Here is a 14,642-nt window from a genome sequence, read left to right on the forward strand (position 1 = left end):
ATTCCCGGACAGTGCGTGGTCAGCGGACCCGCAGCGCGCGCATCCGGTTGTAGAGCGTGGAGCGGCTGATGCCCAGCTGCTTGGCCGCGTGGACCTTGTTGCCGCCGCACGCTCTCAGCGTCCGGACGATGACGTCGTACTCCGCCTGCTCCCAGCCGCTCAGGGCCGCGCCCGGGGCGGTCGACGCGCAGCCCGGGGCGACGTCCTCCGCGGTCAGGTCGCCCGCCGAGCGGCGGTCGGCGGCCGCCGACAGGACTCCGGCCAGCTCGCGGAGGTTGCCCGGCCACTGCTGTGAGCCCAGCAGCTCCAGCGCGCCCGGCGTCAGTCGCAACGACGCGCCGGAGTCCCGCAGCAACGCGCGGGCGATCGACGGGATCTCGTCGCGGCGCTCCCGCAACGGCGGCAGCTCGATGCGCCGGTGCACGCGTGCCGCGAGGGTCGCCTGCTCGCCGTGCAGCTCCGCTGGCGGGCCGCTGACCAGGGCGAACCACGCCGTGGTCGTGTCCAGGAGCCGGGACAGGCGCACCGCGGCCAAGGGGGGCAGCAGCTGGATGCCGTCGATCACCAGCAGGCCGGGCGTACCGGCCGCGGCCTCCACGCCGGCGCACCACGACGCCGCTCCGGAGACGACGTCCGAGGCGTCGAACTCGACCACCGGTGCGTCGCCGGCGACGACCCGCGCCGCCGTGCTGCGGCCGGCGCCGGGCTCGCCGCAGATCAGGACCCGCCGCCGGGCGCGGCCGGCGTTGCGGAGGCGGTCCTCCACCGCCGTCGGGAACAGCTCGCGCGTGCCGCGCGGGCGGGACACCACCGGGCTCGCCGGGCGGACCGGGGCCAGCTCGAACAGCAGCCCGGCGTTCGCCGACACCGCCTCGACCCGCACCTCGACCGGCGTGCCCGAGGTCAGCCGGATCCGCCGGACGCCGCGCCGGGTGCGGCCCAGCTCCTGCAGCAGCCGGTGGTCGGCGGTGTCGACCAGCTCGGTCGCCGCGGTGTTGGCCAGCACGACGTTCTGGCCGAGGGCCAGCACCGCGCCCGCCCGGTGCTGCACCGACTGGAACGCCGCCAGCAGCTGCTGCTCGGCGAGCTTCGCGCCGTCGAGCAGCCGCCGTTCGATGTCGGACACCGCGCGCCGCAGGAACGGCCCGAGCAGCGGGTTCGCGTCGCCCGCCGGACCGGTGATGTCGAGGACGCCGGCCAGGCGCCGGGTCGCCGGGTGCGTCACCGGGTGGCCGTAACAGGTGAACTGCTTCATCGCCTCGAGGAAGTGCTCACCGCCGTCGACCGCGACGCCGCGGCGGGTCTCGAACGGCGTCGCGAGGGCGTTCGTCCCGGTCCGCTCCTCCAGGAACTGGCAGCCGGGCACCGCGCTGATGTCCTCCAGGGCCAGCTCCACCGACCGCTCGGTGAACCGCCGCGCGACGATCCGGCACTCGTGGTCGGCCAGCACGACGCAGAACCGGGTGCCGGCCAGCTGCCGGGCCAGCTCGTCGAGCACCGGCGACGCGGCACGCAGCAGCCGGCTGCGGCTGTCGACGTCGGTGACGTCCAGCCGGTCGACGGCCGCCCCGGGGGAGAGCCCGGACAGCTCGGCCCGCCGCCACGACTGCGCGATCTCGGTCCGCAGGTCCACCTTCGCACTCCTCGTCGAGCCGATCGGGTACCCGCCGCCCATCATCACACGGACCGCGCGCGGGGTGAACCGCTCAAACCGTTCCCGCCCAAGGGTTCGGTGATCATCGGACCGGGTGGCCGTCTTCACACAGGAGCAGCTCGCCCGATCGGACGGCGGCCAGCGCGGCGGCCACCCGACGGGCGAGGACCGGCTGGAGTCCGGGTGTCGCGTCGGCGAGCGAGAGCAGGTGGGCCGAGACGATCTCGGCGTCGGTGAACGTCAGGCGGGCGACGTCGTCCTCGGTCACCAGGCCGCCGTCGAAGACGAAGTTGAGGCCCTCGGGCAGCCGGCCCGCCGGCTGGTGGTCGAGCACCAGGAGGCGTCCCGCCGGCCGGTCGAGCCCGAGTTCTTCGCGCAGTTCACGCACAGCCGTGTGCCACGGGGCCTCACCCGCCTCGCCGGCGCCGCCCGGGATTTCCCAGAACGGCTGGTACGACGGCCGGACGAACAGCACACGATCCGCCGTGTCGCGCAGAAGCACCCCGGCCGCCGTCCGCTTGCGGTCGAGGGAGCGGACGTACTCGTCGAAGGGCAGTAGTTCCACCCGGGCAACGTAACCCGGCCCCGTCGCCCCCGGTCTAGGTCGAGCCCGGTTCACCCCATTCCGGCTGCCGGACGCCGTGCAGGCCGCGATAAGCCGCCCGCGGCGGGGACGACCAGCCCTCGAGCAGGTGCGACGGTGGAGCGAAGACCTCGACGCCGATCGGGCGGCAGACCTCCAGCGGGTCGCGGGCGTCCGGGCCCCACAGCGGGATCGACAGGTCGCCGCCCGGGCACGTCGAGAGTGCGCACAGCAGGTCGACTTCGGCGAAGAACTCGAAGTGGTCGCCCGGGCGGGCCGGGCAGGCCTTCATGAAGTACCGGTCGTCCTCGGTGAGGCCGGTGCACTGGAAGACGTTCAGCACGTCGTGCACGTCGAACTCGGTGAGCCCGAACGGCGCCACCGCCCGGACCAGGTTCGAGTGGCAGTGGAAGTCGAAGTCCTCGCCGGTGAGCATCCGGTTGACGTACGGGTCGCAGCGGGTGCCGAGCAGGTCGTGCACCCGGCCGCCCTCACCGTCGACGCCGTAGTCCGCCAGCGTGTCGGACGTGATGGTGGCCAGCGGGCGCAGGAACGGCAGCGTCGACCACAGCCGGTCGAACGTGCTGACGTGCGCGCGCTGCAGCTGCCGGGTGCGCGCGGCCCAGAAGCGCTCGCGCGGGTCGTCGGCGTTCCACAGGTTGAGGTCGCCGACCTGCGGGCCGTCGATGGTCCGCAGCCGGCACAGGTGCCCGCGCGGCACCCGCCACGCGCGTCCCGAGCGGATCGGGACCTCGAGGCGCTCGACCAGCTCGCGCCCGGTTTCGCCGGCGAGCCGCTGGTAGAAGGGCCGGTCGACGTCGAGCGCGCCGCCGGCGGTGGCCCGGTAGGCGGGTGGCGGTGAGCCCATCGGCGATCTCCCTGGTCGGCTTCGGGGTGCCCGTCCAGCATGCCCCGCTACGGACGGTGCCCGGTTCGTCGCAATCGACCACTCGTTCGGCGCCTGGGAGGAAAGCGGTCCGCCTCCTACCGTCGAGGGACCGTTCGCCGTTCTCGTCATGGAGGTGTGACCGGCGTGCTCGTCGCGCAGCAGCGCACCGGCGACCAGGGCCTGCCCGTCGCCGCGGAGCATCTCGTGGGGTTGCTGCGGTCCTGGGGCCCGGACCAGCTGCGGGGCCTGGCGTTGGCGGGGATCAGCGTGCCGAGCCGCGCCGGACCCCGGTTCATCGACGCGCTGGTGTTCACGCGCAGCGGCGTGGTGGTGCTCGCGGCGCACGAGCCGGGCCTGGTGACGGGCGCCGAGCCGGGGCCGCAGGTGGGCGTGGCGGTGGCGGCGGTGAAAGGTGCGCTGGGCGCGCTCGGCGGGGGCGAGTACGTGACCGGGCTCGTCGTGGTGGTGCCGCCGGCGCGGCAGCTGGATTCCCCCTGGGCCGCAACCGAAGCCGCCGCCGACGTCGAACTGCGGCGGCCCGAGCTGGTGGCACCCGGCCACGGCGCGTTCCCCGGTGAGCGGACGCTGCCCGCCCCGCCACCACCGGCGGGCCTCCCGGGGATCCGGCACGCGTGGCCGTTGCTGCCGATGCACGAACCCGAAGCGGGCGTCGCCACCGTGCTCGCCGATCCGCGCGGGCTGCGGCGGATCATCGCGCAGCACAACCGGTGGCGGACCGTCTGGACCGCCGACGACGTGCTCGAAGCCTGCTACGCCCTGTCCCTGGCCCACCTCGCGCCGCCGCGGGCCGCGCTGCTGGCCGAACGGTTCCCGCTGCGGCTGCCCACCGCGGCCCGGGTCCTGCAGCCGGTCCCGGAGCTGCGGGAGGTGGCCGCCGAGGTGGTGGTGCCGCCAGAGCCCGAGGTCGAAGAGCCCACGCCGCTCCGGCCACGAGGCCCGGTCTCCGCTGTGTTCCCCCGGCAGCGGCCGATCCGGCAGGTGCCGTGGGGGCTCGTCGTGGTGCTGAGCCTGCTCGTGACGATCGGTCTCGTCGCCGCGGTGTTCGTCGCGCAGGTCTTCCACGGCGGCTGACGCGCTCGGTTCGCGCCAACTAGGCCGATTGCACCGTTTCCCCGGCGCGTCTCCTGGGCATCACCCGGTAGACGTGAAAGGGGCTCACGATGTCGCGCACCAAAGCGCTCTCCTTGGTCCTGCTGGCCGCCGTGGCGGGCAGCGCGCTGACCGGGTGCAAGCCGGAAGACCTGGCCGCCGGGGGCCAGGGCAGCCAACCCGGCGGGACGGCCGCCGCGGCGCCGGTCGCGCCCGCCGAGGCCCGCACCGAGCTGAACGCGCTGCAGGTCGCCGTCCGCGGGACCATGGACGGCTACTCCCGCGACGAGTTCCCGCACTGGGACAAGGTCGACGGCGCCTGCGACACCCGCGAACAGGTCCTCAAGCGGGACGGCAAGAACGTCTCGGTGGACGCCCAGTGCGCCGCCAAATCCGGCACCTGGGTCAGCGCCTACGACGGCCAGACCTGGACGAAGGCGTCCGATGTGGACATCGACCACATGGTGCCGCTCGGGCAGGCCTGGATCAGCGGCGCCAAGAAGTGGACGAAGGAACGCCGCGAGCAGTTCGCGAACGACCTGGTCCGCCCGCAGCTGCACGCGGTGACCGACAACCTCAACGAGCAGAAGAGCGACAAGGCGCCGGACGCCTGGAAGCCGCCGCTCGTGTCGTACTGGTGCACCTACGCCACCGACTGGATCGTCGTGAAGCGCAACTACGGCCTCACGATCACCGTGCCGGAGAAGACCGCCCTGGAGACCATGCTCGCCAAGTGTTAACCCAGTGACCGGGCCGCGGCGAGGGCCTGCGCGGCGTAGGACTGTCCGAACAGGACGGTGTGCACCAGCAGCGGGAACAGCTGGTGCATGCCGATCCGGTCGCGCCGGCCGTCGGCCAGCGGCGCGGTCTCGTCGTACGCGGCGACGATCCGGTCCAGGTGCGGGCAGCCGAACAGGTGCAGCATCGCCAGGTCCGTCTCGCGGTGGCCGCCGTGCGCGGCCGGGTCGATCAGCCACGCGTCGCGGCCGTCCCAGAGGACGTTGCCGTTCCACAGGTCGCCGTGCAGCCGCGCCGGTGGCTCGTCGGGCGCGGCGAACCGGGAGCACGCGCGCTCGAAGGGCGCGGCTTCGAGCAGACCGGCGTCCACGGCCTGCCGGACGTAGGGCAGGACGCGGTGCGCCGCGTACCACGACGGCCAGTCCTCACCCGGGACGTTCGCCATCGGCGCCAGGCCGATCCAGGCGTCGCCGGGCCCACCCGGGGGAGCGGCGCCGAACGCGGGCGCGCCGGCCGCGTGCAGGCGGGCCAGCCCGCGGCCGAACCGCTCGGCGGCGGCCGCATCCGGCCGTCCGGCGGGGACGCGGTCGATGACGAGCCGCTCGTCGTCGTGGCTGTGCACTTCCGGCACCGGGACCGCGCCCGCCGCGGCCAGCCAGCGCAGGCCCGCCACCTCGGCCGCCGTCGCGCGCGGCCCGGTGCCGCGTTTGACCACGACGGCGCGGCCGTCGTCCAGTACGGCCTCGGTCAGGTCGCTCATGACCCGCACGGTACCGGCGCGCTACGGTGGGCCGGTGCAGGACTTCGAACGGGTGCTCGGCGCGCTGGCGGACGTGGAACGCTCCGAGGCGCGCGACTATTCGTCGTTCAGCGTGCGCGGGAAGCGGTTCGGCTACTACTGGCCGCGGACGCGGACCGTCGGCCTCAAGCAGACGATCTCCGAGCAGCTGGCCCTCGTCGCCGAGCGCCCGGACGTCTTCGAGGTCCAGTTCACCATGGGCGGCTTCGGCTGGGTCGTCGTCCACCTGGACGGCATCGAGGCCGACGAGCTGGCCGAGCTGATCTACGAGGCCTGGCGGCTGTCGGCGCCCGAAGAGCTGGTCGCCGAGGTGCCCTTCACCAGGATCGCCCGGGTGTAGAGCAGGTCGAACCCCTGCCGCTGCGCGTTCTGGTGCGACTTCGACCCCGGCTGCGTGGTGACGACGGCGACGTCGCACCCGGCTTCGGTGGCCGCGGCGAGCCGGGCCCGCAGCAACGCCGTCTGCACGCCACGCCGGCGGTGCGCGGGCAGCGTGGCCGCGCCGGTGAACTGCGCGATCCCGTCCGTGACGCGGAAACTGGCGCCGCCCGCGAACTCGCCGTCGCGCACCGCGACGTACCGCCGGACCCCGGCCATGTCCCGCAACGCGCGGACCAGCGCCTCCCGCGGGAAGTCCTCGTGCGAGGGCAGCCCCTCGGTGTCGGCGACGGCGCTGGCCTCGGCGACCACGGCCAGCCACCGCTCCAGCTCGTCGTCGCGGCACAGCCGGACGTCCTCGGGGACGTCCGGGTCGCCGAGCCGCCGCCCGAGGACGTTCTCGAACGACTCCAGCCGGTAGCCGCGCTCGGTGAGGAACACGCCGACCGCGGAATCGGCCAGCTGGCACAGCTCGACCTGGACCGGCGCGCCCAGCTCCGCGAAGGCCTGCTCGACCTCGGCCAGCTCGGCGGTGTCAGGCAGGCCGTCGAAACCGAGTGCGGCGATCTTGGTGAACGGCGAGTCCGCTTCGGCGAGGCTCGCGACCCCGCCGGCCAGTGGGCGCGCGAACCCGGCGCCGCGCCGTGCGCGTCCGGCCTCGTTGCACGCCTCGATCAGCCGCGCCTCGGCGCGTTCGATCCGCGCCGCCAGCGCGGTGTCGCAGAAAAGCCGGTCCCCGCCCATGCGCCCAGCGTGCCGGACGCACGGGCGGGGAACCAACCGATTTAGCCTTCCACCCGATGCGAGGCCCAGAACGACGTCAGGTCGGTCGACCCGGCCGCCGCCTGCGCCGCGGCCTTGAACTCGGCCGTCGTCGACACCCCGTACCAGTGCGACTGCGCGTACGACTTCAGCAGGTTCGCCATCGGCGTGTCGCCGATGAGCCGCCGCAGGTCGTGCAGGGTGCACTTGCCGTAGTTGTAGACCACGGTGGAGTACCGCGACGAGTGCGCGTCCCAGTACGCCATCGAGTTGGTCAGCTTCTCCGCGCTCGACTGCCACGTGATGCCGCAGCCGCTGCCGGTGATGCCGCGGTAGAGGTCGGTGGCGTAGTCGGTGAAGCTCTCGTCGAGCCACGGCGAGTTGTACTCGTCGTCGCCGACGATCCCGTAGAACCACTGGTGGGCCAGCTCGTGCGGGAGCGCCGTGGTCGACACGAGGTCCATCACGAAGCCCGGGTACTCCATGCCGCCGAACCAGAAGTTGTTGTCCAGCACCACGTCCACCTCGCCGTACGGGTAGTCGCCGAAGCGGCCCGAGTGGACGTCGATGGAGTCGGCGGCCAGGCTCAGCATCTGGTTCGCGCTGCTCGTGGAGATCCCGCTGACCGAGTAGACGTTGACCCGCACGCCCTTGCCGGACGTCGTGCTGATCTTCGCGAACGGCCCGGCGCCCCAGGCGAAGTCACGCACCTTGTTCGCGACGGCGTGGGTGGTCGTCGTGCTGCCGCTGGTCGTCTCGGTCGACGTGCCGGTGGCCGGCGTGAGCACCGTGCTCGGGTGCACGAGGGTGACGTCGAAGTCGCTGATCAGGCTGTAGAACGCCTCGCCGTTGTTGGTGTACGGGTCGAGGTGCCAGCCCGCGCCGTCGCGGACCGCCAGGATCGGCAGGGCGTTGCCGATCATGTTGAAGGCGCCGTCGTGGCCGAACCGGTCGGCGCCGCTGGGCACGACGATCTTCAGGTCGAACCCGATCGACGCCGACTGGCCCTGGGCCAGCGGCGAGGGCAGCGTGATCTTCAGCGCGGTGCAGTTGACGCTCAGGGCAGACGCCGTGCCGCCGGTGACGTTGGTGACCGTGATCGGCGTCGTCGGGCAGGTGCCGTGGTAGTTGTCCCAGAGCCGCAGGTAGACCTCGGGCAGCGCGGTCGGCGAGCCGTTGGTGAAGCTGACGGACTGGTGCCCGTTCCAGGTGTCGCCGGCGGTGTTCGACGTCAGGTTCACGGTGTAGGCCGGGTTGATCGGCGTGCGCGTCGAGTCGGCGGGGGCCGAGCCGATCGTCCACGAGAACGTGGCGCTGCCGCTGTTGCCGCCCGGGTCCTTGGCCGTGACGGTGACCGACGACGTGCCGGCGGTGGTCGGCGTGCCGGTGATCTTCCCGGTGCTCGCGCCGATGGCCAGCCCGGTGGGCAGGCCGGTCGCGGTCCAGGTCAGCGCGTCGTTCTGCGGGTCGGTGGCCTGGACCTGCAGGGACACCGCCTGGCCGGCGGCGGTGGTCTGGCTGCCGGGCGAGGTGACGACCGGGGACTGCGGGTTCGACGTCCCGGTCGTGGTCAGGGCGAAGTCGTCGAGCAGGAAGTTGGTGGCCAGGCTCGAGTCCTCGGTGCCGGTGACCTTGAGGGTCACGGTCTGCCCGAGGTAGCGCGAGACGTCCACGGTGCGCTGGACGTAGCCGGTGTTCTTGTCGAGGTTCGAGTAGCTTGCGAGGGTGTCGGTCCCGGCCTGCACCACGAGCTTGTCGTAGGCGGTCGTCGTCGACGTCTCCTTGGTGTCGACGTGCGACCACCAGGTCAGGCTGGCCGTCGCGCAGCCGGCCGGGAGCGTCAGGGCCTGGGACAGGGTGTCGGTGTGGGTGGTGCCGTAGCCGTCCAGCCAGGCGTCCATCGTCCCGCCGTGGGCCGGTTCCGCGGTGGTCGCCGCGGAGATGACACCACTGGTCTGGGTCCACGGCGTGGTGCCGCTCTCGAACCCGCCGTTGCCGACGAGCTGGTCGCCGCAGACCGCGGCGGCGGCTTGCGCCGGCGCGGCGACGGCGACTGTGCCCAGCAGGCCTGCGGCCACACCGAGCGCAGCGGAAAGCACCCTCGATCTCATGAGGTCGTCCTTTCGCGGCCCCGCACCTCGGAGCCTTGGAAAGCGTCCTCTGCGGGTCCGGTGGCAACAACCCGCCATGAGTCGGGTTCGTGCGGTTACGCCTGCTGGAGCACGTTGAGCAGGATGACGAGCAGCGCGACGGCGCCGATCACCGCGATGCCGGCGGCGACGACGCTGCGGATCATCTCCCCGAAGCCCTTGGCCGTCCGGGCGCGGTAGGCGGAGTAGTTGGAGCGGGCCTCCCTGGCGTGGTGGACCCGGCCGCCGACGAGCAGCCCGGCGCCCAGCGCGAGCAGGACGGCGATGAAAACGGACACGATCTGTACCTCTTCCCCTCGGGTTCCGCCGCCGGAAACGACGACGGCCTCATTACTAGACCCGACGGACGGGCCGCGCCACGGCTTTTGGACATCCCGGTCCCGGGCCGGTCGGCCCTGGTGGACGGTCGGGCTGGTGTTCCCGGGCGCCGACGCGTTCTTGTACAGCGTTAACCGTGGCTTTCCTTGTCACTCAAGAGGAATTCGGTCGTTCAGTCCTGCTTGGCCAGTCCGGCGTGTCGCTCCCGCAGTTCGCGCTTCACGATCTTTCCGCTGGGGTTCTTGGGAAGCCGGTCCGCGAACACGACGTACTTGGGACATTTGTAACCGGCCAGCCGCGTACGGGCGTGGTCGATCACCTGCGCCGCCGTCAGTTCGACGTTTTCGCGTGGCACCACCACCGCGGTGACGGCTTCGATCCAGTGTGGATGGCCGATCCCGAACACCGCGACCTCGGCGACGCCGTCCAGCAGGTACAGGGCTTCTTCGACCTCGCGGCTCGCGACGTTCTCGCCGCCGGTCTTGATCATGTCCTTCTTGCGGTCCACGACGGACAGGTAGCCGTCCTCGTCGACCACGCCCAGGTCGCCGGAGTGGAACCAGCCCGCGCGGAACGCCTCCGCCGTCTTCTCCTCGTCCCGGTAGTAGCCGAGGGTGGTGTGCGGGCTGCGGTGCACGATCTCGCCGACGACGCCCGGCGCCACCGGGTTGTCCTCGTCGTCGACGATGCGCGTCTCGACGTTGAGCGACGCCCGCCCGGCCGAGCCGGCGTGGGGGAGCTGCTCGTCCGGGCGCAGGATCGTGGCCAGCGGTGCCATTTCCGTCTGGCCGTAGAAGTTCCAGAACGCGACGTCCGGCAGCCGTCGTTGCAGCTCGCGCAGGACCTCGACCGGCATCGCCGACGCGCCGTAGTACCCTTTTCGCAGGCTCGACAGGTCGGTGCGGTCGAAGTTTTCGTGACGCAGCAAGGAGATCCACACGGTCGGCGGGGCGAACAGCTTCGTCGCCCGCTCCCGTTCGACGGCCGCGAGCAGCGCCGCGGGGTCCGGGCCGGGCAGGACGACGCTGGTGGCGCCGAGGTAGACGTCGACGGAGAAGAAGCAGTCCAGCTGCGCGCAGTGGTAGAGCGGGAGCGAGTGCACCTCGACGTCGTCGGCGCTCATCCCGCCGTCGATCACGCACGAGACGTACTGCGCGATCAGGGACCGGCTCGAGAGCAGCACGCCCTTCGGCCGCGACTCGGTGCCGGAGGTGTACATCAGCCGCAGCGGGTCGTCGTCGGCGACGACGACGTCCGGGGCCTGATCGTCTCCTTCGGACAGCCAGGTGCCGATGTCCTCCCAGCTGCCGCCGGAGCCGATCCGGCCGCGGACGACGTCTTTCAACTCCGACAGTTCGAGGGCCTCGGCGGCGGTCGCTTCGAGGGCGTCCTCGCTGACGAAGGCGGCGGCTTCGGCGTGGCGGAGGATGTAGGCGACCTCGTCGGCGCCGAGCATGAAGTTGACCGGGACCAGGAGCACGCCGAGTTTCGCGGTGGCGAAGGCCAGCACGCCGTACTGCCAGCAGTTGTGGCTCAGCAGCGCGAGCCGGTCGCCCTTGCGGAGGCCGCGCGCGGCGAGGGCGTGGGCGCAGCGGTTGGCGGCGGCTTCGAACTCGGCGAAGGTGAGCCGGGTGTCCCCGGAGACGACGGCGAGCTTGTCCGGCAGCCGCAGCGCGGTGCGGCGGAGGAGATCGCCCAGCGCGTGCTGCCGGGCGCGGTCGACGAGGGCGGCGGTGACCTGATCCATCCCGGCAGTCTCGGTCGGGACGGTCCGGCCCGCAAGCCTCGGTTCAGCGCGCGGTGTCGTCGATCTGCACGGGGTAACCGGCACGCAGCACGGCGGTCGTCGCCGGGGGAGTGAGGACCGGGACGGTGCCGGTGGTGGGACGCGGCCGCCGGGTGCCGTAGCCCGTGGTCGTCCACTCCGTGAGGTGATCGCCGAGGACAAGTTCCGGGTGGTCGCCGCGGCGGACGAAGGCGCCGTCCGGGAGGCCGGTCCAGGGCAGCTCGTGGAGGCGGCGGCGGTGGGTGCCGCGGTGGAGGCGTTCGCGGTGCAGCTGCCGGTTCATCGCCGTCGCGGACGGCCCGCCGCCCCAGGCGTCGCGGTAGGCGGTGTAGCCGGCGCGGCGGCACTCGCCGCACGGCCGGTGCCCGGCGGCGAACGAGACGGCCTCGTCGTGGAAGTACAGGTGCGTGTAGCGGCCCGGCAGCCACTGCTCGCGCCAGCGGCCGCGGAACTCGAGCACGCAGGTGATCCACAGGTCGCCGGCGTGGAAGCGGACGATGTCGCGACCCTCGTGCAGCACCCCGCGGTTGCCGGTCCACGCGCCGCGCAGGGGGACGTCGACGATCTCGCCGGTCGGCGTCACGCGGTTGCGCACGGCGTTGTCCCAGGTCTCGGGTGGTGGCGTCCGGAGTGGCGGAGCGGGCGGGCGCGACGCAGAATGCGCGCATGCACCCCACGCCGGTCCGCGTGGCGCGCCTGACCGACCCGGCCGGGCCCGCCGACGGTACCCGTGTGCTCGTGGAACGGCTCTGGCCCCGGGGCGCGTCCCGGGCGGTCGAGCTGGACGGCTGGTACCGCCAGCTGGCGCCCTCGGACGAGCTGCGCACCTGGTACGGCCACGACCCGGACCGCTTCCCCGAGTTCGCGCAGCGCTACCGCGCGGAACTGCGCGAGCCGGACCAGCTGGCGGCCCTGGCGAGGCTGGTGGACCTCGCGGCGGGCGGCCCCCTGACGCTGCTGACGGCGAGCCCGACGTTGCCGCTGAGCCAGGTGGCCGTCCTCGCCGCCGTGCTCACCGGCGACGCCTGACCCGCGGGCCGTCACGGCCGGGTGGCGGCGGTGGGGGCCGTGCCCGGGGCGCGGGTCGTCACCGTGGCCGTCGTGGTGCCCAGCGTGTCGTGGCGGGCCGTCAGCGTGAGCGTCCCCGCCGGTCCCGCGAACGGGCGCAGCCACACCGCCGCCGCGCCGCCGGTCGCGGCGAGGTCCAGCGTGGTGTCGCCGACCAGCTCGGCCGGGCCCGTCAGCGCCAGCGTCACCTTGCCGCCCGCCGACGCGCGCAGGGTGCCGTAGCGGTCCGTCACCGCCACGACGACGCGGGTCGCGTCGGCGCCGTCGGCCCGCAGGTCCGTGTCGTCCGGGACGCAGCTCAGCGCGTCCCGGCTCCGGTCGCCGCTGTAGCGCCGGGTCACGACCAGGCGGTCACCCAGGTAGCCGTCGATGCGCAGCTCGGCCCGGGTCAGCGGGAAGTCCACCGCGAACGGCGGGTGCGCCAGGTGCGGGAAGTCCGCGCGGCGGCTGCGGGCCGGGCCCGCGTGCCGGCCGCCGAGGAACAGCTCCAGGCGGTCGCAGTTCGACCAGACCGTCGCGCCCGGGCCCGGCAGCGGGGCCCCGTCGTCCCACGCGAACCCGGCCTCGACGACCGCGCGCACCCGCGGGTCGCCCTGCGAGGCGTAGAACGCCGCGGCCGGCTTCGGGATCCGGAAGATGTCGGACACGCCGGCGAACTTCGAGCCGCCCAGCGAGCGCTGCCAGCCCGACGGGTAGTCGAACGCGCACCACGCGAGCAGCCCGCTGTAGTGGTCGTCGGCCGCGGCCAGGTCGTGGGCCTTCGCGTGCAGCTCGGCCTGCAGCTGCTGGGCCGCGTTCGGGTCGGTGCGGCGGTACGCGCGGACGCCGGCGAGCGTGCCGATCGACTCCGTCACCAGGTACGGCACCCCGGGGCGCGGCGCCTTGAGCTGGAACGGCGCGCCGCGGTGCGCGGTGTAGTCGTTGTAGGCCAAGACCTGCTCGTCGGTGCCCGGCGGCAGCGCCAGCCGCGCGCCGGTGGTGCTGGCCAGCGCGCCGCTGGTCGGGCGCGACGGGTCCAGCTGCTTCGCCAGCTTGCCGGTCTTCAGGTACATCTCGGTCGTCCCGGCGGCCTCGTTGACACGGGTGCCCCAGACGACGACGCTCGGGTGGTTGCGGTCCCGGATCACCATCGCGGAGACGTCACGCAGGTTCTGCTGCTGCCAGGCGGCGTCGCCGACCCGGCCCCAGCCCGGGATCTCCTCCCACACCAGCAGGCCCAGCTCGTCGCAGGCGTCGAGGAACGCGCTCGACTGCGGGTAGTGCGAGCAGCGGACCATCGTGCAGTTCAGCTCGCGGCGCAGGATCTCGGCGTCGCGCCGCTGGACGCGGTCGGGCATCGCGCCGCCGGCGAACGGGTACCACTGGTGGCGGTTGAGGCCGAACAGCTTGAGCCGGCTGCCGTTGAGGAAGAAGCCGTCCGGGGTGAACTTGGCTTCGCGGAACCCGACGCGCACCACGCGCTGGTCGAGCCGGCGCGGCCCGGAACGCACGCTCACCGTGACGTCGCACAGCGCGGGGTCCGCGACGTCCCACAGCCGGACCGCGCCGAGCCCGCCCACCTCGAACGTGACGGTCTTCGTCCCGACCGGCATCGGTCCGACGGTCGTGACGGCCTGGGCCAGCTCGCGCTCGGCCTGGCTCACCGACGCCGTGAGCTGCAGCGGTTCGGCGATCGCGGCGGTCGTGTCCAGTTCGCAGGTCAGGCGCAGCGACCGGGCCGGAGTGAGGACGTCGGTGGGGCAGGCGAAGACGTCGGTGAGGCGGGTGCGCGGCACCGTGCCGATCGTGGCCGGGCGGTAGATCCCGGCCGGCTGGTAGAAGTCGATCACCGACGGGCCGGCCATCCGCGGCAGGTTGGGCGGGACGTCGAGCTGCCACCGCCCGTCGACCACCACGGCGAGGATGTTGTCGCCCGCGGTGACCTGCGGCAGTTCCACCTCGAAGGGCAGGTAGCCGCCGCTGTGGGAGGTGACGAGCGTGCCGTTGAGGTAGACGGCCGCATTGGTCATGACGCCGTCGAAGCGAGCCCGGACGCGTTCGGAGACCATCGCCGGGGACACCGTGAAGTGCTTGCGGTAGATCCACCGGTCCTGCCACGACGCCGGGTCCCAGCCGGTCCACGACAACGGCGTCACGCAGTGGGGGAGCTGTACGGGCGAAAGGTCTTCTTCGTCGAAATCGGCATCGGCGCAGCCGTCCTCGTACCGCCCGAACAGCCAGAAATCGCCCAGCCGCACCGCATCCGGGTCCGGTTCCCCCATCCCCGCGGACCCGGCAACGGTGGTCCCCACGACGGCGGCCCCGAGCGCGGCCCCGCCCGCGGCGAGGAACCCGCGCCGCGAGAGCCGCCGTCCGTCCGCCATGCCGACCTCCGTGCCCGGGCGAGCACCGCGCTCGTCGGCTCCAG

At 73.1% G+C, this 14,642-nt stretch carries 14 protein-coding genes; 4 read left to right on the top strand and 10 right to left on the bottom strand.

All coding sequences use genetic code 11. From position 1 onward, the window contains the following. Positions 1–19: 19 nt before the first annotated feature. The 3 genes from OG439_RS11720 to OG439_RS11730 all read right to left on the bottom strand — a co-directional run bounded on the left by OG439_RS11720 (position 20) and on the right by OG439_RS11730 (position 3,105). The gene (locus tag OG439_RS11720; protein ID WP_326949413.1) at positions 20–1,633 is read right to left on the bottom strand and encodes a sigma-54-dependent Fis family transcriptional regulator; all 1,614 of its coding nucleotides are present in this window, start codon (positions 1,631–1,633) and stop codon (positions 20–22) included. 103 nt (positions 1,634–1,736) lie between these two features. Continuing rightward, complete coding sequence (locus OG439_RS11725; RefSeq protein ID WP_326949415.1) at positions 1,737–2,219, bottom strand: NUDIX hydrolase; 483 nt, start codon at positions 2,217–2,219, stop codon at positions 1,737–1,739. A 34-nt stretch (positions 2,220–2,253) separates the two neighbouring features. Further along, complete coding sequence (locus OG439_RS11730) at positions 2,254–3,105, bottom strand: urea carboxylase-associated family protein (protein WP_326949416.1); 852 nt, start codon at positions 3,103–3,105, stop codon at positions 2,254–2,256. A gap of 156 nt (positions 3,106–3,261) precedes the next feature. On the opposite strand from OG439_RS11730, the gene OG439_RS11735 reads away from it, so the two are divergent. Continuing rightward, positions 3,262–4,218, top strand: coding sequence for a hypothetical protein (locus OG439_RS11735; protein WP_326949417.1), 957 nt, complete (start codon positions 3,262–3,264; stop codon positions 4,216–4,218). A gap of 89 nt (positions 4,219–4,307) precedes the next feature. Next, positions 4,308–4,976: an HNH endonuclease family protein gene (locus tag OG439_RS11740; RefSeq protein ID WP_247051571.1), complete on the top strand. Its 669-nt coding sequence runs from the start codon at positions 4,308–4,310 to the stop codon at positions 4,974–4,976. Here the strand turns inward: OG439_RS11740 and OG439_RS11745 are convergent. Then, complete coding sequence (locus tag OG439_RS11745) at positions 4,973–5,734, bottom strand: fructosamine kinase family protein (RefSeq protein WP_326949418.1); 762 nt, start codon at positions 5,732–5,734, stop codon at positions 4,973–4,975. The two genes, OG439_RS11740 and OG439_RS11745, sit on opposite strands and share 4 nt — an antisense overlap. On the opposite strand from OG439_RS11745, the gene OG439_RS11750 reads away from it, so the two are divergent. Then, entirely contained in the window at positions 5,733–6,113 is a 381-nt protein-coding gene (locus OG439_RS11750) for an MmcQ/YjbR family DNA-binding protein (protein WP_326949419.1), read from the top strand. The two genes, OG439_RS11745 and OG439_RS11750, sit on opposite strands and share 2 nt — an antisense overlap. Here the strand turns inward: OG439_RS11750 and OG439_RS11755 are convergent. From OG439_RS11755 to OG439_RS11775, 5 genes are all read right to left on the bottom strand, one after another. After that, on the bottom strand, positions 6,038–6,895 hold the full coding sequence (locus OG439_RS11755) for a GNAT family N-acetyltransferase (protein WP_326949420.1): 858 nt from the start codon (positions 6,893–6,895) through the stop codon (positions 6,038–6,040). The two genes, OG439_RS11750 and OG439_RS11755, sit on opposite strands and share 76 nt — an antisense overlap. A gap of 41 nt (positions 6,896–6,936) precedes the next feature. Further along, on the bottom strand, positions 6,937–9,012 hold the full coding sequence (locus OG439_RS11760) for a putative Ig domain-containing protein (RefSeq protein WP_326951531.1): 2,076 nt from the start codon (positions 9,010–9,012) through the stop codon (positions 6,937–6,939). A gap of 107 nt (positions 9,013–9,119) precedes the next feature. Further along, positions 9,120–9,341: a hypothetical protein gene (locus OG439_RS11765; protein ID WP_247051576.1), complete on the bottom strand. Its 222-nt coding sequence runs from the start codon at positions 9,339–9,341 to the stop codon at positions 9,120–9,122. 212 nt (positions 9,342–9,553) lie between these two features. Then, positions 9,554–11,128 (bottom strand): acyl-CoA synthetase, encoded by a 1,575-nt coding sequence (locus OG439_RS11770; protein WP_326949421.1) that lies wholly within the window; start codon positions 11,126–11,128, stop codon positions 9,554–9,556. Positions 11,129–11,171: 43 nt separating this feature from the next. Further along, entirely contained in the window at positions 11,172–11,762 is a 591-nt protein-coding gene (locus OG439_RS11775; RefSeq protein ID WP_326949422.1) for a hypothetical protein, read from the bottom strand. 71 nt (positions 11,763–11,833) lie between these two features. Here OG439_RS11775 and OG439_RS11780 point away from each other — a divergent pair, with 71 nt between their 5' ends. Continuing rightward, positions 11,834–12,196 carry a DUF488 domain-containing protein gene (locus OG439_RS11780; protein ID WP_326949423.1) on the top strand — a complete coding sequence of 121 codons (363 nt, stop codon included), beginning with the start codon at positions 11,834–11,836 and terminating at the stop codon, positions 12,194–12,196. A gap of 11 nt (positions 12,197–12,207) precedes the next feature. Here OG439_RS11780 and OG439_RS11785 read toward each other — a convergent pair whose 3' ends face one another. Then, the gene (locus OG439_RS11785) at positions 12,208–14,598 is read right to left on the bottom strand and encodes a glycoside hydrolase family 2 protein (protein WP_326949424.1); all 2,391 of its coding nucleotides are present in this window, start codon (positions 14,596–14,598) and stop codon (positions 12,208–12,210) included. Positions 14,599–14,642: the final 44 nt, after the last annotated feature.

It is taken from the genome of Amycolatopsis sp. NBC_01307 (assembly GCF_035975215.1).
Lineage (GTDB): Bacteria > Actinomycetota > Actinomycetes > Mycobacteriales > Pseudonocardiaceae > Amycolatopsis.